At 38.7% G+C, this 23,110-nt stretch carries 15 protein-coding genes and 1 tRNA gene; 15 read left to right on the top strand and 1 reads right to left on the bottom strand.

Annotation, left to right across the window (positions count from 1 at the left end; translation table 11 throughout):
- Positions 1 to 569: 569 nt before the first annotated feature.
- Positions 570 to 652, bottom strand: a tRNA-Leu gene (locus tag G585_RS0112880).
- A gap of 193 nt (positions 653 to 845) precedes the next feature.
- On the opposite strand from G585_RS0112880, the gene G585_RS0112875 reads away from it, so the two are divergent.
- From G585_RS0112875 to G585_RS0112805, 15 genes are all read left to right on the top strand, one after another.
- Entirely contained in the window at positions 846 to 1,901 is a 1,056-nt protein-coding gene (locus tag G585_RS0112875; protein WP_022775522.1) for a histidine kinase N-terminal 7TM domain-containing protein, read from the top strand.
- Positions 1,879 to 4,041, top strand: coding sequence for an HD-GYP domain-containing protein (locus G585_RS19095; protein WP_022775521.1), 2,163 nt, complete (start codon positions 1,879 to 1,881; stop codon positions 4,039 to 4,041). The genes G585_RS0112875 and G585_RS19095 overlap by 23 nt, the downstream gene beginning before the upstream one ends.
- 52 nt (positions 4,042 to 4,093) lie before the next feature.
- Positions 4,094 to 5,179: an HD-GYP domain-containing protein gene (locus tag G585_RS19090; RefSeq protein WP_022775520.1), complete on the top strand. Its 1,086-nt coding sequence runs from the start codon at positions 4,094 to 4,096 to the stop codon at positions 5,177 to 5,179.
- Between the two features lie 197 nt (positions 5,180 to 5,376).
- Positions 5,377 to 6,849 (top strand): DUF6937 domain-containing protein, encoded by a 1,473-nt coding sequence (locus G585_RS0112860; RefSeq protein WP_022775518.1) that lies wholly within the window; start codon positions 5,377 to 5,379, stop codon positions 6,847 to 6,849.
- A complete protein-coding gene (locus G585_RS0112855) occupies positions 6,849 to 8,288 on the top strand; it encodes a glycoside-pentoside-hexuronide (GPH):cation symporter (RefSeq protein WP_022775517.1) in 1,440 nt (479 codons plus the stop codon). The genes G585_RS0112860 and G585_RS0112855 overlap by 1 nt, the downstream gene beginning before the upstream one ends.
- A 138-nt stretch (positions 8,289 to 8,426) precedes the next feature.
- Complete coding sequence (locus tag G585_RS19085) at positions 8,427 to 12,206, top strand: EAL domain-containing protein (protein WP_022775516.1); 3,780 nt, start codon at positions 8,427 to 8,429, stop codon at positions 12,204 to 12,206.
- Entirely contained in the window at positions 12,206 to 12,970 is a 765-nt protein-coding gene (locus tag G585_RS19080; protein WP_022775514.1) for a response regulator, read from the top strand. Before G585_RS19085 ends, G585_RS19080 begins: the two co-directional genes overlap by 1 nt.
- Positions 12,967 to 14,928 carry a bifunctional diguanylate cyclase/phosphodiesterase gene (locus G585_RS0112840; RefSeq protein ID WP_022775513.1) on the top strand — a complete coding sequence of 654 codons (1,962 nt, stop codon included), beginning with the start codon at positions 12,967 to 12,969 and terminating at the stop codon, positions 14,926 to 14,928. The genes G585_RS19080 and G585_RS0112840 overlap by 4 nt, the downstream gene beginning before the upstream one ends.
- The gene (locus G585_RS19075; protein WP_022775512.1) at positions 14,912 to 15,289 is read left to right on the top strand and encodes a zf-HC2 domain-containing protein; all 378 of its coding nucleotides are present in this window, start codon (positions 14,912 to 14,914) and stop codon (positions 15,287 to 15,289) included. The genes G585_RS0112840 and G585_RS19075 overlap by 17 nt, the downstream gene beginning before the upstream one ends.
- 30 nt (positions 15,290 to 15,319) lie before the next feature.
- Positions 15,320 to 17,470: a DNA polymerase I gene (polA, locus tag G585_RS18105; RefSeq protein WP_022775511.1), complete on the top strand. Its 2,151-nt coding sequence runs from the start codon at positions 15,320 to 15,322 to the stop codon at positions 17,468 to 17,470.
- Positions 17,471 to 17,512: 42 nt separating this feature from the next.
- Entirely contained in the window at positions 17,513 to 18,133 is a 621-nt protein-coding gene (coaE, locus tag G585_RS0112825) for a dephospho-CoA kinase (protein ID WP_022775509.1), read from the top strand.
- Positions 18,134 to 18,173: 40 nt separating this feature from the next.
- Positions 18,174 to 20,339, top strand: coding sequence for a cell division protein FtsA (locus G585_RS0112820; RefSeq protein ID WP_022775508.1), 2,166 nt, complete (start codon positions 18,174 to 18,176; stop codon positions 20,337 to 20,339).
- Between the two features lie 126 nt (positions 20,340 to 20,465).
- The gene (locus tag G585_RS0112815) at positions 20,466 to 21,263 is read left to right on the top strand and encodes an MBL fold metallo-hydrolase (RefSeq protein WP_022775507.1); all 798 of its coding nucleotides are present in this window, start codon (positions 20,466 to 20,468) and stop codon (positions 21,261 to 21,263) included.
- 74 nt (positions 21,264 to 21,337) lie between these two features.
- A complete protein-coding gene (locus G585_RS0112810; RefSeq protein ID WP_022775506.1) occupies positions 21,338 to 21,610 on the top strand; it encodes an ACT domain-containing protein in 273 nt (90 codons plus the stop codon).
- A gap of 63 nt (positions 21,611 to 21,673) precedes the next feature.
- On the top strand, positions 21,674 to 23,038 hold the full coding sequence (locus G585_RS0112805) for a PFL family protein (RefSeq protein WP_022775504.1): 1,365 nt from the start codon (positions 21,674 to 21,676) through the stop codon (positions 23,036 to 23,038).
- Positions 23,039 to 23,110 lie beyond the last annotated feature (72 nt).

Raw genomic sequence — 23,110 nt, 5'->3', positions numbered from 1 at the left:
TCATGTCAGAAGCCTATGCACAAGGCATGAAAATCGAGAAAAATCTCTCGCAGCATGCTATAGCCAGGTAAATCTTTATGTTTTCAATATCCCAAGTTTCCAGCTGATTCAATTTCAGCCATCCCTACTGTTCTCGGAGTCAGAGCCTGAGGCAATAATCCCCAGCCACACCGAAGGTGCTTGCCATTGACGGGTTCTGAGGAAAACGCTACAATGCTGAATCCGACGGTGAGATAAGATCTACTGTTCCCATCATCCTCACCGTCGGCTCGCAGACCAAAGCGTTTTCCTCAGGTTCAGTCAATGGTGGCGTACTCAGCCGCAATCTAAACTTTTATTATGATGAAAGTATTGCTTCCAATACGTATATTTATCATCATGTGATTTGGTCTATAAAGGATAATCTGATAACTAAAGAATGCTTGCTCCATCGGAGAAAGCATTCATAACATAGATCAATTTATTTGAACCGTCCCTATGTATCCCAACTTACTTACGCATATACAAAAAGATAGTGATAAAAAAAGAAGACAAAACACTCATAAGTAAAGTGTTTTGTCTTTTTTTAGTGCCGGCAGTGGGACTTGAACCCACACGTGGTTACCCACAACAGATTTTGAGTCTGCATCGTCTGCCATTCCGACATGCCGGCTTATTTAGAGCTGAATCAATTAACTGACACAGCTTTATTAGTTTAGCATAGGTATCATGGATATTCAAGTGATTTTTTGAGTACGAATGCACTCTTTATGCATACATTTAAAGAGATGTATGTTATAATATTAAAGTACTATCGCTAAAATGATAATACAACCGCGTCAACTCATGATTGAAATGAGGTATGCATGATATATCTGGTTTGTTTCTGTATAGCAATTGTGATGCTGCTGTTCATAGTAGCGTATGAGAAAGCGATAGATGTCAATCTTATATTACTTATTGCTGTAGTAGCTGTAGGTAATGGTGGTTATTATGCGCTTTATTCTGCGCAGAATCTAGAGGAAGCAATCCTTGCTAATACTATGTCTTATGTTATTGGCATTTTTGCTCCAACAGTTCTTTTTCTTATTATTTGTAATATCTGTCACATATTTGTTCCCAAATTCATAAGTTCAATCTTATATGCAGTTCAAATTGTCATCTTTCTTACTGTAAGTACAGTGGGAAAATCTGATATATTCTATAAAAATGTAGAATATCATGCAGATGGCGGCGGAGCCTACCTTATTAAGTCTTATGGTCCGATGCACTCAGTATTTTTAGTTTTTTTACTACTTTATACTACGGCAGGGATTGTTGTCTGTATGTATTCCCTTAGCAGAAAGACTGTAGTCAGCAGAACTAACGTCAATATCATTCTTTTCATGGATATGCTTGTTGTCGGAGTATATCTTGTTGAGAAATTTATACATCTTGAGTTTGAACTTATCCCTATTTTCCTGACTTTTTCCATAACTGTTATCATGGTGCCGCTTATCAGAATATCAGTGTATTCTGTTTACAATAACAAGGATATTTTTGAGGACGAGATAAATAATACAGGGTACATAATCTTTAGCAGGAAGCTAAAGTATATGGGATGTAATGAGTATGCGAAAGTCCTTTTCCCTGAACTTGATAAATGGGAGCTTGAGAAAAAGATTCCGGGTAATGGAGGGCGTTTTAATACCTTTCTTCGAAAACCGCTTATGGATTATGTGAAAGAAAACACTACTTTGAAGACCCCGGTAAAGACCTATGGATATAAGGGTCAGATATACAGATATGAAATAGCAAAGCTTATGAGCAGCAAGAAATGGTCAATAGGGTATCTTATCAAGGTGCGCAATGTGACCGAGGTCATCAGGGAAAACGCAAAAGTACCATCGGAGCAGACTGATGAAGAGAAATCTCAGATATAAGTCCAGTGAAATATTGGAAAACCTGATCAGCATAGGGCTATTGTTTGTGCTTGCACTGACAATAGTTACCATGGGTATTGCTTTTTTTGACCGAAGAGATGCTGATGAAGCCTATATGGGATCCTTTGACACGGATAGCTTTAATCAGGGATGGACAATCTCCGGTGATGATTCAGGTGAAAAGATTGAACTGCCCTGGGTCGTGCCTTCTGAATATGGTGATAAGATAACGATCATCAATACACTGCCAAGGCTCCTTAATAATGGAATGAGCCTTATGGTCAGATCCAATATGGAAGATGTTTATGTGTATGTGGATGGTAAACTTAGAAGTGAGTATTCTACCGATTCCATTGAATACATGTCTTACTATATCCCCAGTGCGTATCTTGTAACTACTTTGTATTCTTCTGATTCAGGAAAAGAGATAAGGGTAGTAGTTAAGTTTAAAACAAACAGAATAGTAAATGAGATGAGCATAAGCTATGGTAATAACGTTTGGTTCAAAGTCATAAAAAATGGGCTTTGGGTTAACATCAGTGCCATAATAGTTTGTGCTCTTGGAGCAGTTTTATTTGTGACGTCACTGTTTTTTGGAAACTCATTCAGAGTTGGAGCAACAAAAAATCTGGGACTTCTTATGATGAACATCACGCTGTGGGTTCTTAGTGAGTCGACCTTAAGGCAGTTCATTTTCCAAAGACCGTCATTATCAAGATATTTTTCCTATTTCCTGGTTGAGCTCATAGGAGCTCTGTCATGTATGTATTTTGATGAGGTTCAGCACAGGGTATATCATAAGAGATATCTTGTATTAGAAGGCCTTGTCCTTGGTCAGATCATTATAAATATTCTTTTGACCATGGGAGGACTATTTGACCTGTATCAGACAATGGCCGTTTCTCAGTTATTAAACGCGGTCTGCGCAATTGTCTCTATCATCAACATCTTTACTGATATCAAAACAAAAAGAGTCAGAGAATATCATATAACGACTGTAGGTATGATATTTTTCATATTCTCGGCAATTATTGAATTTGCAGGCTATCATTTTGGAATGTTCAGTTCATTTGGTGTTCGCATATGTACGGGGCTTTTGCTTTTGATGGCAGCAACTGTCATTCAAACACTTTATGATGAGATAAAGCTTTACAGAAATACTGAAAAGAACCGTATTTCCATGACTATAAATACCATACAGACTATCGCAAGTGCTATCGATGCAAGAGACGAATACACAGGTGGACATTCAGAACGCGTGGGATTATATGCCGAGAGACTTGCAAGAGAAATGGCAGCGGACTATGACTTTAGTGAGGAAGATATATTAACAATTCATTATGTGGGACTTGTTCACGACATTGGAAAAATAGGGGTTGCAGACAATGTCCTCAATAAACCCGGTAAACTGAATGATGAAGAATATAGCCTGATGAAAAAGCACACGGAAATTGGATATGAGATCATGAATGCTTTGGGAGAGGACGTGAAGGATCTTTTGGATGGAATAAGATATCATCATGAGAGATTTGATGGAAAAGGTTATCCGGATGGCCTTTCAGATACTGATATCCCACTGGTTGCACGAATACTTGCTATAGCAGACAGCTACGACGCAATGACTTCTGATCGTGTGTACAGAAACAGGCTGACAGATGAAGAGGTAAGAGAGCAGTTTGTTAATGGTGCCGGTACGCAGTTTGATCCGTTGCTGGTAGATATATTTGTAGGTCTTTTAGATGATAAAGAGATAAGTCCTGTTGCTCTTAGTGATGTCAAGGATAATGGGGAATCAGGTAAAAAGAATTCAGCGCTTCTTGAGACAAAACTGCAAAGGGATCTTTTACTTGGAAAAGAAAATATACTCAACCCTTCTCATGTCAGAATGCTATGTTATGTTATGAAACTTATGGAAAAGAAGGGAAAACAGTATCAGTTACTTTTTGTAAAACCTTTGGGATATGAAGATCAGTATAGACAGGTTATAAAAGAAATAACTGATGCGCATGACGTCAATATACAGTATACAGAAGGTCAGTACATACTCGCATTTTTTGATAAAGATGAATCAAAGATTGAAGAATATGAAAACGTGATCATTAAAGCTTGCCCGGCATCAGAAATAAAGCGGCTTTCGTGAAAATGTGATACACTATATATAGTATTATTATAAACGTTTCAAAGGGGCGCTTATGAAACTGATATCTGTTAACAAACTTGAACCCGGAATGGTGGTTTCGGAAAATATCTATACCATAGATGACAGGCTTGTTCTTCCCAAGGGAACAGTGCTTGATAGCAAGGGCATCGAGAGGATAAAGTCACATTCTCTTTATAATATTTTTATAGAGGATGAGGTAAAGCCTGTTCCTAAATCTGTTCCAATTAAGCCCAGGGCAGAGCTTTCCTATTCAGAAAAACTCAAAAATTCTGAAGGGTTCATCAGATTCAAACAGCATCTTGAAGAGAATGCTGAAAAGCTTGAAGAGTCTTTTCGTATGATCGCTAATGATACCATGCCTCTTGATGTAGATAAGCTTACAGAACCTGTTTATCACCTCTTTGTTGAAGCTGGTGGAACAGCAGGCGTTTTTGATATGCTCCATAATCTTAGAGATAATTCCGATGCGGTATATATGCACAGCCTGAATGTATCTTTGATATGCAATACCCTTGCCAGCTGGATGAGACTTCCCAAGGAAAAGATTCACCTTGCAACAGCAGGAGGTCTTTTGCATGATATTGGAAAAGTGCTTCTCCCACCGGAACTTCTTACTAAAACTACTCCTCTTACACCCTTTGAGCAGAAAACTATGAATGAGCATGTGGTAAAGGGATATGAGCTTGTTAAAGATAAGGACATAGATGTGCACATCAAAAACTGTGTTCTGATGCATCATGAACTCAGGGATGGTTCTGGTTTCCCTTTCCATCTGAAAAATGAACAGATAGATGAGATAGCATCAATCGTAACTGTTGCTAACGTCTATGATGAAATGACTTCTCAAAAACTGTACAGATCTCAGATATGTCCATTCGAAGTGATTGAACAATTTGAAGAAGAGGGAATTGATAAGTATGATCCCAACACTATCATGACCTTTCTTAGTAATATAGTTAACACTTTTATTGCCAACAGAGTAATGTTAAATAATGGAAAGACGGGAGATATTATCTTTGTAAATCCCAATCATTTGGCAAGACCTGTCGTGAAGTGCGGTGATACTTATGTTGATCTTGCCACGAACAGACAGCTGTCTATAGTCGCTGTAATCTAGATTTTTCCTTGGGCTGGGGTAAATTTGCACAAATAGAGAATACTAAAATTGTAAAAAGCGTTTCTTGAAGAAAAAGGCTTTTTTGTATACTATTAAGATATGGAAACTGTAATATGCATTAATGGTTTCCGTGTTGGTTGATAATATTTATTAGTATATAAGAAGCCTCTTTTTTTAGTGGCAGAAAAGGGAAGATTATGACTGAGAAATCTAAAGTTATTTTTGGTAATGTAATTAGTGATAAAGATTACAGATCATCGGTTAAGTCCAAGAAAAGCTATATAAAGAAATATGGTGATGATTCAAATGTCAACTACGGCTTTGATGTTGTAGATAATGAAGTTATTGGACCACTTCTTGGGGTGAAAAATGTTGAAGTCTCATCTAAGGCTCCTGTTTCAGACATGGACAGGGAGAATGGGATTATTGTTGGAAATATAAGAATGGGATTTGGTCATTACAGAATCTCTATGGCAATGGCATCATATGCCCATCACCTTGGATATACACCATATTGGATGGACCTTAACTCATATAAAGAGACAACCTGTACCAAGGTTATAGGTGCTCAGAACGACTTGTATTCTCTTGGATCAAGACTCAGTAAGAACCCTATCTTCAATAAGCTTGTATGGGAGCCTATGAACTATGAGGGATTCAGAGCTCTTTCATATAATGCAAAGGATCAGAAAAATGCCGAACTCATGGCACCTGTTTATAAAAATGTTCCTAAGGACATACCTGTGATCGCAACTCATGCATGGCCTGCTCAGGCAGCAGTTCACGCAGGAATGAAATATGTAGTTAATGCCATTCCGGATAACTGGCCAATGGCTCTTCACTTATCTGAAGGTTCAGTTCATACGATACAGTGTAAGAATGCATATATGGGTTACAGAGTCCTCAATGGAATGAACAAAAAGAGTGTTTCAAAGCCTATGCCAAAGGACGCACTTGTTTATACAGGGCATTACATTGACTATGAGCTTGTATCAAATATTGAAAAAGACTGTGATATGAGAATTGCCAGAAAGAAAAATGGCGATCCTATGAGATTTCTTTTGACTATAGGCGGCGCAGGAGCACAGAAAGAGATATTTGCAGAGATCATAAAGCACCTGATTCCAAGTATAAAAGATGGAAAGGCTGTTCTTTACGTTAACGTCGGCGATTACAGAAACGTTTGGGATGAGCTTGTGTCCGAGATAGATGGAATGAAGTCTCTTGCAACAGAGCATATGAATGATTGGAAGGATACACTTGAGTTTGCTGAGAAAGCCCTTGATCCTTCAAATTTTATTACAGGAATACACGGCTTTTATCACAAGAACATTTTTGAGGCAGTATACGCAACAAATCTTCTTATGAGAAGCTGCGATGTACTTGTGACAAAACCTAGTGAACTTGCATTTTATCCGGTACCAAAGCTCTTTATCAAAAGAGTCGGTAAACACGAGATGTGGGGAGCAATCCATTCAGCAGAGATAGGGGATGGTACCCTTGAGTGCAGAGATATACCACATATCCTTCAGATGGTTGACCAGTTCCTTGAAACTGATCTTCTGAACGAGATGTGTGAGAGCATAGTTCTTAACAAAAAAATGGGTATCTATGACGGAGCAAAAAAAGTTGTTGAGCTTGCTGTAAAGCTTAAGGAGGGTAAAAACTAATGGAAAAAGCAAAACTGTCAGGGGCTGCGAAGGCGTCCTATGGACTGGGTGCTGTGGGAAAAGACATGGTATACATGCTCTCAGCATCTTATGTACTTTATTATTTTCAGGATATTTTAGGGGTAAGCGCTGCCGCAATGGGCGTTATTCTCATGGTAGCAAGGGTATTTGATGCATTTAACGATCCTATCATGGGAGCAATTGTGGCCAAGACCAAGACCCGTTGGGGTAAATTCAGACCCTGGCTTCTTATTGGAACAATCACAAATGCAATCGTTCTTTATCTGATGTTCTCAGCTCCGCCAACTCTTTCAGGAAGCGGGCTTGTGGCTTATGCTGCTGTAACTTACATAGTTTGGGGTGTTACCTATACAATGATGGATATCCCATATTGGTCAATGATCCCTGCCTTTACTGAGGGCGGAAAAGAGAGAGAGGGCCTCACAACACTTGCTCGTTCATGTGCAGGAGTTGGTTCTGCTGTTATCACTATCATCACAGTAATGTCAGTATCTGCGCTTGGAAGAACATTTGGACCAGCTGGAATCTCAGACAGAGAAGTTGAAAGAATCGGCTTTTCTTACTTTTCAATTGCTGTAGCCGTTCTCTTTGTATTATTTACAGTTATCTGCTGCATCAATGTAAAAGAAAAGGCTACAACCGATATGAAGTCAGCTTCAATAGGAGAGATGTTCAAGGCTCTTATCCAGAATGACCAGGCTATGGCAGTAACTGTAGCAATCGTAATTGTAAACTGCTCAATTTATATTACATCAAACCTCGTTATCTATTTCTTTAAATATGATTTTGGCGGAACAGGCTGGAGAGGTGACTATACTCTGTTTTCTACTTTTGGCGGTGGAATACAGATCCTTGCAATGATGCTTTTATATCCATTCCTTAGAAAGTTCTTTTCATCAATTCAGATTTATTATGTCAGCCTTGGAATGGCTATTGCAGGATACATTTCACTTCTTGTTTTGGCATCAACATCTATGAGCAATGTGTTCCTGTTATTTGTACCTGGATTCTTTATCTTTGCTGCAAATGGTATGCTTGCTGTTATAACAACTGTATTTCTTGCAAATACTGTTGACTACGGTGATCTTAAGAACAAGCGTCGCGATGAATCTGTTATTTTTTCAATGCAGACTTTTGTAGTTAAGCTTGCTTCCGGAATCTCAGCTCTTATTGCATCTTTAGCACTTCAGATCCTTGCACTTTCACAGGATGTTGAGGAAACTGCTGAAAAAATTGATTACTCACTTGGAGTAGAAGCTGCTCAGAAGATGGGACTTAGAATGACAATGACTCTTATTCCTATCGCGGGTCTTATCTTTGCAATCTTCTGGTTTAAGAAAAAATACATTTTGACAGACGAAAAACTTCAGGAAATTTCTGTTGAACTTGTAAAAAGGGAAACTGAAAAATTAAACTAATGACATAAATATTCATTTTGAGACTGTGGACGGAAAATTCTGTTCACAGTCTCTTTTTTATTGTTTTTTTATTATAGCTATTTCCTTGTGTGTGCTACAATGATAAAAAGTGTATGAAAAAACACACCAGGAGATCCTATGATCAGTGCCCAGAACATTGGCAGCATAACCTTTAATCTTGCTGCGCTAGTCATAAGTATGACCTGTGTTCTATATACATTGATGATGAGGACAAGGATAAAGTTCAGTAACAGGCTTTTCATGTCTCTCATATTGATCGTTATTATAGATTCTCTTACAGGCATACTTTGCGAAGTTATTGTTTATTCAGGGCTTTCTTATGGAGCAAAGCTCTTTTGTTTTTATGCCTTTCAATATCTGTATTTCTTTACGCATTTTGCCATTGCCCCAATCCTTGCTTTATATATCATTATTTCATGTGGAGTTTCTTTTAGATTTTCCAAAAGAGCGCGTTTTTTACTTGCATTTCCTTTTATTCTCATGGAACTTATGGTGGCAGTAAATCCATTCACAAACCTTGTTTATAGTGTAGATGAAAACATAGTTTTTCACAGAGGTGTTGGAGTATATATTGCCTATTTTGTCAGTGCGTTCTATGTCATGTTTTCTATAGTTGCCATGGTTTTGTACTGGAATGTCTTTAACAGGATGAAAAGATTTGCCATTGCATACTTCTTTATTCTTGTTATAGCAGGAACACTTATTCAGATGATCGTTTTTAGTGTAAGATGTGAGCTTATGTGCGAGGCGATAGGGCTTCTGGGCCTTATGATCATGTTTGAAAATGATGAGGACAGGATCGATATTTCCACCTGGGGATATAACCGAAATGCATTCTTGCATGATGCTGGCATATATTTTAAATATAACAGGCGCTTTTATACTATCTGTATCCGCATTCAAAATGGCGATGTTTACAGGAAAATAGCAGGCTATGAAGAATACGAAAAGGTTCTTTTCATGGTCGTGAAATTCTTAAGCAGTATCAGCCCCAGATATGAAGTTTACAGGGTGAGCAATGACTGTTTCTTTTTGATCTGCCCTGATATTGATGAAACAGAGGCGGGGAGAGTTTCAAAGCAGGTATTTGACAGGTTTCAGAGAGAGTGGCTAAGGCAAAGCAGCAGTTTCCTGTTAAAGGCGTGTATTATCCGCGCATATTCGCCTGACCAGTTTGGAAATATCGGATATCTGCTTCTTTTGTCTGACTCTGTATTTGAAAAAGAGCCTGATAGGATATATTCCCAAAATGACCTTGATTTTATCCTGCGCAGGGCTAAGGTCGAGATTGCAGTAAAAAGAGGAATTGAGGAAGGCAAGTTTAAAGTCTGCTATATGCCTATATACTCTAAGGATGGCCTTATTATCTACGGCGCGAGAGCTGAACTTGAGTTTACTGATGATGAGCTTGGATATATTGATAAGTTGGAATTTATGCCAATAGCTGAGGAAACAGGTCTTATCGAAAGGCTTGGCTGGCTCAATATTGAGGAGGTTTTTTATTTCCTTGGAGGCGGTATCACAGAGGAAATGGGACTTGAATTTATCATAATAAACCTCTCTGCCGTGCAGATCATCAGGACTGATTTTGTAGATAATGTAAAAACGCTGATAGAAAAATATGGAGTAAATCCAAGGAGGGTTATTTTTAACCTTACTGAATCCGCAGTGACTTCTGATGAAAATATAATGGGCAATGTAATAAAAGAGCTTGTGGATATGGGCATAAGATTTGGTATTGAGAACTATGGCAGCGGCTTTTTTACCAATCAAAGTTCAGCGTCACCTCTTTTTGAAGGGGTTGTTATGGATGCCGCACGTATGTATACGGCATTTATGAATGAGCAGACCAGGATCATTTTGGAGAACCGAATCAAAATGGTTAAGGATATGGGAAAAGACATACTTATAAGCCATGTTGATGATTCAAATCTTATGGAATTTGCAAGCAAAATGAATGTAGATTACTTCCAGGGCATGTATTTTTCTCAAGGCTCTTCAAGAAATGAATTTATTGCTATTCTGCGTGCAACAGAGCTTGCGAAGATGGAGGAAAGAAGAGCAAAAGCGGCAAGTGAAGCCAAAAGTAATTTCCTTGCCAATATGTCACATGAGATCAGAACACCCATTAATGCCGTGCTTGGCATGAATGAGGTCATTCTTCGTGAGTGCAAAGATGAAAAGATAATTGAATATGCTCAGAACATAGAAAGCGCTGGAAGGACGCTTCTTTCCCTGATAAATGATATTCTTGATTTTTCTAAGATTGAATCAGGAAGTATGGAAATACATGAAGCAGAGTATGATCTGTCTTCAGTACTTAATGATGTCTTTAATATGGTGAATTTAAAGGCACAGCAAAAGGCGCTAAATCTGCAGTTTGATATTGATGAAACAATCCCTGACAAGCTCTTTGGTGATGAAATGAGAATCCGTCAGGTGATGGTGAATATCCTGAATAATGCAGTGAAATATACGCAAGAGGGAAAAATTACGCTTTCGCTTAATGGAATAGAACAGGATAAGGGGATTCTTCTTGTTCTTAAGGTAAAGGACACCGGTATAGGTATAAAACAAGATGAGATAGATTCTTTATTTGATAAGTTCAAAAGGCTGGATGTTGATAAAAACAGGACAGTTGAAGGAAGTGGTCTGGGGCTTGCTATTACCCGTTCCCTTATTGAACTCATGGATGGAACTATTGATGTTGAGAGTGAATATGGAGTAGGAACTACCTTTATAATCACGATTCCACAGGGAATAAGAAGCAATTCTCAGATAGGAGACTTTAAGGCACGAATAGCCAAAGCCGTGAAGAATAAAGAATATCATGAAAAATTCGTGGCTCCTGATGCAAAGATACTTGTGGTAGATGACACTCCTATGAACCATGTAGTTATAAGAGAGCTTCTTAAAAACACTAAGATAAAGATTGAATCCGCAAGGAGCGGCGCAGAATGCCTTGAAAAGCAGCGCCTTGAAAAGTATGACATTATATTTATGGATTATAGAATGCCACAGATGGATGGTATTGAGACATTAGAAGCTATGAAGGAGGATGATGACAGCAAAAATAAAGATACCCCGGTCATCATTCTTACAGCAAACGCAATATCCGGTGCAAGGGAGAATTTCCTTAAAGCGGGATTTGAAGACTATCTGTCAAAGCCAATTGAAAGTGAAAAACTTGAGGAACTAATCATGAAGTTTCTGCCTAAGGATAAGGTCACAGCCGGTGAAAACGAAGATGAAGGCGATGATAATGAAGATATAATTGGAAGTGATAATCCTTTCGACGGAGTGTTTAAGGAAATTGATTATAAAGAAGGACTTAAAAATTGCGGCAGCCTTGAGAGCTATCTCAATATCCTAAAGGTCTATTACGATTCAATTGGATTTACCAGAGAAAACATTTATGAGGCCTATGAATCAGGAAATATAAAGGATTATACAAGTTACGTTCATTCACTTAAGAGTACAAGCAGGACTATAGGAGCAAAAAATCTGTCAAATATGGCTAAAATGCTGGAAGATGCCGGTAACAGCGAAGATGTAAAGACAGTAGATGAGTATACACCGCAGCTTTTAAATATGTATCATATCGTTGAGCATGAGCTTATGGGAGTACAGGAAATAGCCGGTTCTGAAGGAGATGATGTCGATAAGCCGCCTATTTCTGAAAATCAGCTTATGGATGCATACAGTACCATACTGGAAGTTTGTACTGTCCTAGACTACGATACGTTAACATATGTACTTGATACGGTTAATAAATATAGTATAAGCGGCACTGATAATGATATAATTAAGAAAATAGGTGAACTGGCTTATAAGCTTGATTGGGATGGCATAAAACAAATCGTAACAGACAGGCTAGATAACAGGGAGAACAAGTAATGTTCAATAAAAAGATCCTGCTGGTAAGAAAAAGTGAGACCTTTATGGTCAATGCAATCAAAAATAACCTTTTACAGGCGCATTTTCAGGTAAAAGACTCAGATTATTCAATCAAACAGCTAAGTGAGAATGCACGCGATGTAAATCTGATCATCCTCTATACAGACTCAGATGTGGAGGATCATCGTGATGCTTTTATTTATCTGAAAGACTTATGTGTGGAAGAGAATAAGGTAGTCCTTATTATTGGCGAAGATGAGGCATTTAAGTTTGCGCACAGATTTATTCCTAAAGAGGACATAGCTTTCGAAGTGTACAGACCGCTTGATATGGCAGATCTCATGTCCAAGGTGATGACCGCTACGGATGATGAGTTTGAACAGCAGAGAAGAAAGTGCATCCTTATCATAGATGATGATCTTACATTCCTTCAGATGACAAGGGAAGTGTTAAAGGATACATACAGGGTTGGAATGGCTAATTCCGGAACTCAGGCGGTTGCATGGCTGGCCAATAACCATGCAGATCTTATTTTGCTTGACTATGATATGCCAATACTGGACGGACCTAAGGTAATGGAAATGCTAAAAAGTGAGAGTTTTTCCAGCTCCACCCCGGTTATGTTCCTTACAGGTAAAAATGACAGGGAATCTGTTACCAGTGTTATCTCATTAAAACCGGTCGATTACCTTTTAAAGTCCATAACCAAAGAGAAACTTTTAAAGACCCTTGAAGATTTCTTTGATTCCGGGAAGAAAAAATGATGGAAATGAATCTGCTTGAAGCTGCAAGCTTTAGGATTGCTGCGGCTATTATCAGTATTACATGCATATTTTATACGACTGTTCTTAAAACTAAAAAAAGTATCAGAAGAAGACTTTTTTTGATACTTTTATATATTGTGTTTGCTGATTCTGTTTCGGGACTTTTGTCTTCATATGTTTTTGAGGCTGTCTTTATCCCCAATAATATTAAATATGTTATCTGTTATTTTCTTAATCTTTTTTACTATTTCACCCACTTTAGCACAGTAGTTATTTTTTTGTATTACATGTCATTCGTTTGCGATGTCTTATTCAGGTATGGAAAACTCAGGAAAAGAGTTATTCTTTTGCCTTTATTATTTGTAGAACTGACACTGCTGACTAATCCACTGACTAGTTTTATGTTTTCCATTGATGGAAATAACGTTGTCAAAAAAGAAATTGGTATCTATATCGCATATTTCATAACTCTTTTATATTTCATAAACTGCGTGATCATGTTGCTTAAATACTGGAAAACTGTGAACTATACCAAAATAGCGGCTATGGCATATTTTTTGGTACTCACATTTGTAGGAATTATGATCCAGCTGGCATTTCCATGGGTTATGTGTGAAATTTTATGCGAAGCTATCGGTCTGATGGGCCTTATGGTAATGATCGAGAAAGAAGATGAAAGACTGGACTCGACAACAAAAGCTTACAATAGAATAGCTCTTTTGCAGGATCTTGGAAATATCATAGGCATGAAACGAAGCTTTAAGATAATCTGCATAAGGATAGATAATGCGGAAAACTATAGAAGGATTATGGGTGTAGACAGTTTTGACAAGATACTGCCGGAAATAGTTGCAACAATACATGGTATCAATAATTATCTGAACGTATATAGGAATGGGGATGCTAACTTTTTTATTATAGTTCCTGATGCAGACGATAAAAGAGTAAATGATTTGGCAGAGCTTCTCAGCAAAAGATTTGAAGAAGGCTTTTTTACAGAAAAAGGTGAAACAAAGGTAAATGCGACAATTCTCCTTGCCGGTTATCCTGAGGAGTTCAAATTTGCCGATGACATAGTTCTTTTGTCAGAGGCGCCACTTGATGCTACTGAGTATGGGAGAATTATCAAAGGCAGGGACCTTGAATTTCTTTTAAGAACAATAGAAGTTGAGAAGGCCATTTCACAGGGAATATCAGAGAACAAGTTTCATGTATATTATCAGCCGATCTATGGTAAAAAATGCGGATGCATAAAGGCGGCGCAGGCACTATTAAAGCTAGAGGATGATGAGCTTGGAGAAGTGAATTTCAGAGAGTTTATGCCAATTGCAGAAAGAACTGGTTTTGCGGAAGAACTTGAGATAAGGATGATCGAATCTGTAATAAAATTCCTTGGAAATGATGTTAATAGAGGATACATGAATATTGATTTTGTCATTATTCATATCATGGCAGCTAAGGTCCTTAATAAAAATCTGGTCACAACTGTCCAGGAACTTCTTGTTAAGTACAATGTTGATCCAAAGCTTATTGTCTTTGACATAAGTGATACTATGGCGGAAATGTCAGAAGATAATCTGAAATATGTTGTGAATGAGTTTTATGATACGGGAATAAGGCTCTTTCTTGGTAATTATGGAAAAGATTCATCAAGGATAACTTTGGATGCCATGGAAAAATTTGATGGAGTCATAATGAGCGCATGGCGTTTTTTGGATCCCGATATGGTAAAACAGGGCGATATCATTATGAAAGCCAGAACTGATATGCTCACACAGCTTGGCAAAAAAATCCTCATAGGAGGCGTGGATAATAAGATATATTTTGATAAGATCATGCAGGTTGGGGGTGATTATATGTCCGGCAAATATTTGTCTGCACCACTTTCCAAAAATGAGTTACAGGTCAGGTTCTGGGATTACGATAGGGTTGCACTGGGAGATGCAACAGAAATTTAAAGTGGAATTAAGCTTCAAATTATTGTATTTTATTATTATGACATGCAAAGAGGCTGAAAAATTAATTCCATTATTTTTAGACGATGACCTTGATAATAAGGACCTGGCTGAATTTATCGAGCACATAGACAACTGTCCTGAATGTAAGGAGGAGCTTACTATACAGTTTCTTGTGAAGACCGGTATGCAGAGGCTTGAGGACGGCAATACCTTTAACCTCAAACAGGAACTTCTTATCCTTATTAAAGACGCCAAAAAACGACTGAAATTTAGAAGAAATCTCTTTTTGCTCAGCATACTTTTGGAGCTGGCGGTCGTTGTTCTTGTGGTGACAGTATCGGTCCTTGCCTTTGCGTTATAACTATTATTTTATACAGGTTGGGGAAGAATTTTGAGTAAATTATCTTTAGATATTGTAGATCTTGTAAAAAATGCTTTTTATGCCATGCCTGCATTTACAGATGCAGACGGCGATTTTATAAATGGAGTATATGGTGCTGTATATAAGCTCTCAGGCATATTAAAGTCTGGCGATCATAGTGAAATTGAGATCGTCAAAAATGAGGATGAAGGGGAAAGCCTTATTCCCGCCCTCAAGGGTCAGATAGATCGTTTTGAAGGCATCATTTCTCCTAATGGCGAGGGTACTATTTCTGTAAATGATGAGCTTTTAGGCCGCCTTGAAGCAGAACTTTTAAGCTTATCACCTACAGGAACAGTGGTAAAGGCTGCGTCATTTGAAGGTACAGTAAAAGTTACTTCAGATCTTAATGAGGTAGAGGCTTTATTTGGAACAAAAGCTGATTTCGCCTCATTCTTTTTCTTATATGACAATATATCTGCTGATGGAACCAAGAAAAAAGATGTTCTTGGCCTATCAATTTGCTTTGACGGAAAAGAAATCTATTATATTCCGGTAGAGAATTTTATAACTGCTGATTATCTTGGCAAGAAACTTAGCGAACTGAGCAAAACATGCAGTCTTGCTACTTTTGACATAAAGAGCAGTTTCTATTTTTTTGAGCCTTTTGAAATAGCAGGAAGAACAAGCGGTTATGAGGATAAAGAAATAAATGACAATGACAAAAGATGCTTTGATGATCTTTTGGGTGCTTATCTTGTTAATCCACTTAAAAACGATTACCAGATTGAGGATGTTGCGGGGGAATACCTTGATCTCAGACTTCCTAAAAAAGCAGATATATTTGGAAAAGACAGCCTGCGAAATGCAGATGAAAAGGCACTTAGCGACTATGCCTCAAAGGTCTGCGAAGTTATATACAGGGCGACGCCTCTTATCAGAAAGAAGCTTGAAAAGCTGCAGATGATAAAGCTTTTCTACAATATTGAAATGCCTCTTTCATATATTCTTTTCTCGATGGAAAAAGAGGGTATCATAGCAAAAAGAGATGAGCTTAAGTCTTATGGAGATAAGCTTCAGGTACGTATCGTGGAGCTTGAAAAAGCAATTTACCAGGCAGCAGGATGTGAGTTTAATATCAATTCACCCAAGCAGCTTGGTGAGATACTTTTTGAAAAGCTAGGACTCCCAGCGGAGAAAAAGACAAAGTCAGGGTATTCCACAGCAGCAGAGGTTCTTGAAAAACTTGCTCCTGAGCACAAGATAGTGGCAGATATCCTTGAGTACAGAGGGCTTGCCAAATTAAAATCAACCTATGCAGATGGTCTTGCTACCTTTATAGAGGCTGATGACAGGATACATACAAGCTTTAATCAGACTATCACTGCCACAGGAAGGATCAGTTCAACAGAGCCTAACCTTCAGAATATTCCTATGAGAACAGAGCTTGGAAGGCTTATCAGAAAGGTCTTTGTTCCAAAGGACGGGTGTTTATTTGCTGACGCAGATTATTCACAGGTTGAGCTTAGGATACTTGCTCACATGTCAGGTGATGAAGGACTTATCAAGGCTTTCCGTGATGGGGATGATATTCATACAATAACAGCATCCAAAGTATTTCATGTGCCTTTTGATGAAGTAACGCCACTTCAGAGAAGGAGCGCCAAGGCGGTTAACTTTGGTATTGTCTATGGAATAAGTGCTTTTGGACTTTCTCAGGATCTTTCAATTTCTGCAAAAGAGGCCAAGGAGTATATGGATAAGTATTTTGAAACTTATCCGGGGGTAAAAGAGTATCAGGAGTCGGTAATTGCAAGTGCCAAGGCAAAGGGGTATTCGGAGACAATGTATGGAAGAAGACGTCCTATGCCGGAGCTTAAGTCTGGTAACTTTAACATGAGACAGTTTGGCGAAAGAGTGGCCATGAATGCGCCTATTCAGGGAAGCGCGGCTGATATCATGAAAATTGCCATGATAAATGTCTTTTTCAAGATAAAAGAGATGGGGCTTAAGTCAAGGCTGATACTGCAGATTCACGACGAGCTGGTTATAGAGACTTATAATGATGAGCTGGAGGCTGTGACAGATCTTTTGACTAAAGAGATGGAAAGATCTGCTGATCTTCTTGTTCCGCTTAGTGCAGACTGTCACACAGGAAGTGACTGGTACGAAGCTAAGTAATTTATAGATATACAAAAAGGTATTAAAAGGATTTGTATTGAAATGGCGCTTCAAAAGGGAAAAACAAATATCATAGGAATAACAGGCGGAGTGGGTGCCGGAAAGAGTACGCTTCTTTCATATATCAAGGATAATTACAATTGCCTTGTTATTTTGTCTGATGATGTTGCCAACGATATAAAGAAAAAAGGATTCCCAGCCTATGATGCGCTGGTAGAGGCTTTGGGCAGAGGGATTCTTTCTGAGGATGGCGAAATTGATAAGGCTTTAATGGCAAAAGCTATATTCAATGATAAAAATAAGCTAAAAACCGTAAATAATATTTTGCATCCTGCAGTAAATCAATATATTATTAATATAGTAGATGATGAGCGTAAAAGAGGAGTTTATGATTTTGTTTTCGTAGAAGCGGCCCTTCTTATTGAGAATGGATACGACAAAATTGTAGACGAAATGTGGTATGTTTACGCTGATGAGGATACGCGCCGCAAAAGGCTAAAGGCTTCAAGAGGCTACTCTGACCAGAAGGTTACAGAGATTTTTAATAGTCAGTTAAGTGATGAGTCATTCAGAGAGCATTGTGCTTTTACAATTGATAATAGCGGCGAGGACAGGAAGGCATTTTCTGAGATAGACAATAGATTAAAACTTTGGAAGATTTAGTTTTTGTTCGAAAAATTGTGCGAGGGGGCTTGGTGGCATAATGGCTAGTTTAGAGCAAAAAGATCAGAAAGTTGTATTTGGACTTGATATTGGAACCAGAAGCGTTGTTGGTACTGTGGGTTACATGAACGAAGGAAAGTTCAATGTAATTGCCCAAGCGGTTGAAAAACACCAGACAAGAGCCATGCTTGACGGACAGATCCACGATATTGGCAAGGTTGGAATGACCATCAAGATGGTTAAGGAGTCCCTTGAGCAACAGACTGACATTCATCTTACAGATGTCTGTATTGCTGCGGCTGGTCGTGTCCTTAAAACAGTAAGAACTACCTATGACTATGAGTATCAGGATGCTCATGATATTACTGATGAGGATATCTATAATCTTGATTCCGCTGCTGTTGAAAAGGCATATGCGGAATTTCTTAGCAAAAATACTTCCGGCATTAAGTTTTACCTTGTAGGTTATTCAGTAATGCACTATTACCTCGATGGCTACCAGATAGCCAACCTTGAAGGCCATAATGCAGGGAAGGTAAGCGTTGAACTTATTGCTACATTTCTCCCTGATGATTGCGTCGATGGACTTTATAAGGCTTGTGAGAGAGCTGGTCTCATGGTTGCAAATCTTACACTTGAGCCTATCGCGGCTATGATGGTTGCTATCCCTGACAGATTCAGAATGCTGAATCTTGCTCTTATTGATGTTGGCGCCGGAACAAGTGATATCTGTGTAACTGATGACGGTTCTATCACAGCTTACGGCATGCTTCCTTTAGCAGGAGATGACATTACAGAGATCATTGCTCAGCACTGTCTTGTAGATTTCAACTCGGCTGATGAGATAAAGATTGCTGCAAGTCATTCCGACAAGGTTGAATATGTCGATATCATGGGGCTTACAAAGACAATCACCACAAAGGAAATCACAAAGGTCATTAAGCCTAAGGTCGATGAAATGGCTAAAAAGGCTGTGGAAGAGATAAAAAGGCTCAATGGCGATAGAGCTGTCAGCGCTGTGTTTGTAGTTGGTGGTGGTGGCTGCGTTCCCGGCTATGTAAAGGCGATTGCAAAGGAAATGGATATTCCGGAAGAGAGAGTTGCTCTTCGTGGTGAAGAGGTCATGAAGGAAATCGTATTCCTTAATAATAATGGCATTGAAAAGGATTCTCTTTTGGTTACACCTCTTGGAATCTGTATCAGTTACTATGAAGAAGCCAATAACTTTATCTTTGTTTCCTTTAACGGAACACAGACCAAGATATATGATAATGGTAAGCTTCAGATAGTTGATGCTGCCATGCAGGCTGCATTTCCTAATGAAGATCTTTTCCCGAAGAGGGGAGAAGAACTTAAGTTTACTGTGAATGGTAAAGAGAGAACATCCCGCGGAGAACCGGGAGAAGCTGCAGTGATTACCCTTAACGGAAAGCCTGCAGATATTCATACCAAGATTCATGCAAACGATATCATCGATGTCACTCCTTCAACTGCCGGTGCGCCCGGAAAGGCTGTTATTGAAGGAATACCTGAGTTCAAGACGAAATTCAATGTAAATGTTGATGGTAAGAATGTTGAGGCATCAAGGTATGCTACTGTAAACGGCCAGCTTCAGACTCCGCTTTATTCCATTCAGCCGGGAGATGAAGTAAAGGTTCTTGATTACAATACAGCTGCGCAGATTGCTGAACTTCTGGATATTGAATTAACAGAAGATACAGTTATCATGGTCAACAATGAGAGGGGTGACAAAGACACTCCTGTCTATGAAAATTTCAAGGTAGAGTTCAAGTCCCAGGATGATATGATCATGGACTATTACAAGGACTATCCTACTGCTGAAGAGGTTGCCATCAGGCAGGAAAATGAAGAGGCTATCGAAAACAAAGAAGAGGCAGCAAAGATTGTCGAGGACGCCAACGGACATCTTTCATTTGATGCCGCTCCTGACACTGAAGTCTATGAAAAAGAGGAGGCAGAGCCTGTAAAGAATATCCTTGCTCATGACTTGCACGTTGTGGTAAATAACGATCCTGTAACGCTCCATGGCAAGGCAGACTACGTTTTTGTAGATGTTTTTGACGCTATTGACTTTGATCTTTCAAAGCCGCAGGGGAGATCTGTTGTCACTATCTTGAATGGCGGAACGCCTGATTACCTGCAGAGCATAAAGGAAGGGGATAAAATAGAAGTTTATTGGAAGTAGTTTCTATTATTTTAAAAATAAAACTTTCTTGCTGATTACAATAAATCAGCAAGGAAGTTTTTTTGTGGCAATTTTTGTAGAAATAAGCTAATATATTGAAAGATTAAGAAGTGAAACGGGGAATTTATGAGATTTACAAGTATTGCCAGTGGGAGTAGCGGAAACTGTACATATATTGGTTCTGATAACACTCACATATTAATTGATGCAGGAGTCAGTAAAAAGAGAATTGAAGAGGGACTTAAGTCCCTTGATCTTACACTTTCGGATATAAGTGCTATTTTTGTCACTCATGAGCACACTGATCACATCGCAGCACTTCACACAATTTTAAAGAAATTTGATATACCTATCTATGCTACAGGTGGTACAATACAAGGAATCAAGGCAAGCGATAAAAAAGCTGAAATGGTTAATTCAAGATTTGTACAGGTAATGGCTGATAAAGAAGTCCTGGTGGGAGATATGAAGATCAATCCCATGACTATTTCACATGATGCCAATGAACCTTGTGGTTATACAGTTTTTGTTGGAGATAAAAAAATCGGAGTGGCCACAGACCTTGGCTGCTATGATGACTATACAGTAAATCGCTTATCTGACTGCGATGCTCTTTTGTTGGAAGCCAATCACGATATCAGAATGCTTCAGACAGGGCCTTATCCCTATCAGTTGAAAGCAAGAATTCTTGGAGATAAGGGACATCTTTGCAATGAGAAAAGTGGAGAGCTGCTTAGTAAGCTTATTAATAACAAATTGCAGGGAGTATTCCTTGGACACCTGTCAAAAGAGAATAATCTTCCGGAACTTGCATATGAAGCAGTTCGTGTGGAACTGCAGATGAATGACAGTTTAAAATTTAATGACGGTTTTCCTATTATGGTTGCAGATAGAAGTGCTATTTCAACAGTTCTTGAGTTTTGATGATTTGAATGTTAACCGGTGCTGCAAAACGTGATATAAGCGCAGACAGCTCCGTGTACAATAAGGAGGAGATCATGAAAAAAACAATCATTACAGTAGTTGGCAAGGATACAGTAGGTATCATAGCAAAAGTGTGTACGTACCTTGCAGAGTCAGGCATTAACATTCTGGATATTTCCCAGACAATCGTCAGTGGCTTTTTTAACATGATGATGATAGTTGATATGTCAGGAACAGATAAGGAATTTAATCAGGTGGCTGATGACCTTGAGAGCCTTGGAAAAGAAATAGGTGTAGTTATCAAATGTCAGAAAGAAGAGATTTTTGATTCAATGCACAGAATCTAAGCTATTTTTTAGATTATTCTTATTATTTCGATGCATAACTTCCCTATAATGAAAGGTGACAAAATGATAAATGTAAATGAGGTCATTGAGACCAATGAAATGATAGAAAAAGAAAATCTTGATGTAAGGACCATTACTCTTGGTATCAGCCTATTGGACTGTATTACATCAGATTTGGACAAGCTTTGTGATAATATCTATAACAAAATCTATGAGACCGCCAAAGATCTTGTCAAAACCGGCGATCAGATTTCTCGTGAATATGGAATCCCTATTGTAAACAAAAGAATATCGATAACACCTATAGCACTTATTGGCGGAGCAGCCTGTAAGGAGCCGGGAGACTTTGTTAAGATTGCAAGAACACTTGATAGGGTTGCAAAGGCCGTAGGAGTAAACTTTATAGGCGGTTATTCAGCACTTGTAAGTAAGGGAATGACTGAAGCTGACAGGCTTCTTATTGAGTCAATTCCTGAGGCACTTGCTTCAACTGATGTTGTATGCTCATCTGTAAACGTTGGATCAACAAAGACAGGCATCAATATGGATGCTGTTCGTCTCATGGGTACAATAGTAAAAAAGACAGCTGAGGCTACAAAAGAAAAAGATTCACTTGGATGCGCAAAGCTTGTTGTTTTCTGTAATGCTCCTGATGACAATCCTTTTATGGCGGGCGCATTCCACGGTGTTACTGAAGCTGACAAGATAATAAATGTGGGTGTTTCAGGACCTGGCGTTGTTAAGACTGCACTTGAAAAAGTAAGGGGAGAGAACTTTGAAGTTCTTTGCGAAACTATTAAAAAGACTGCATTTAAAGTTACAAGAGTAGGCCAGCTTGTAGCTCAGGAAGCATCTAAGAGACTTGGAGTTCCATTTGGAATCATCGACCTTTCCCTTGCACCAACACCTGCTATTGGCGATAGTGTTGCCGATATCCTTCATGAGATAGGTGTTGAGCATGCAGGCGCACCTGGAACAACAGCAGCTCTTGCTCTTTTAAATGATCAGGTCAAAAAAGGCGGAGTAATGGCATCTTCCTACGTAGGCGGCCTTTCAGGAGCATTTATCCCTGTAAGTGAAGATCAGGGTATGATAAATGCTGTAGAAGCAGGAGCCCTTACTCTTGAAAAGCTTGAAGCTATGACCTGTGTCTGCTCAGTAGGACTTGATATGATCGCAGTTCCTGGGGATACAAAGGATACAACAATTGCAGGTATCATTGCAGATGAAATGGCGATCGGAATGATCAATCAAAAGACTACAGCTGTCAGACTTATTCCGGTAATTGGAAAAGGCGTTGGTGAAACAGTAGAATTTGGTGGACTTTTGGGTTATGCACCTATAATGCCTGTAAACCAGTTTTCATGTGACAATTTTGTAAACAGAGGCGGCAGAATACCGGCACCGGTTCACAGTTTTAAGAACTGATTGACATTGACCGATATTTTGCGATATATTATAATAACTTTTGTATAACTATGCCCAAATAAGGGGGATATG

This window comes from Butyrivibrio sp. AE2015, from assembly GCF_000420825.1.
Taxonomy (GTDB): domain Bacteria; phylum Bacillota; class Clostridia; order Lachnospirales; family Lachnospiraceae; genus Butyrivibrio.
Note: the sequence above shows the minus strand (reverse complement) of the source record. Positions and strands in the feature narration are given on the sequence as shown.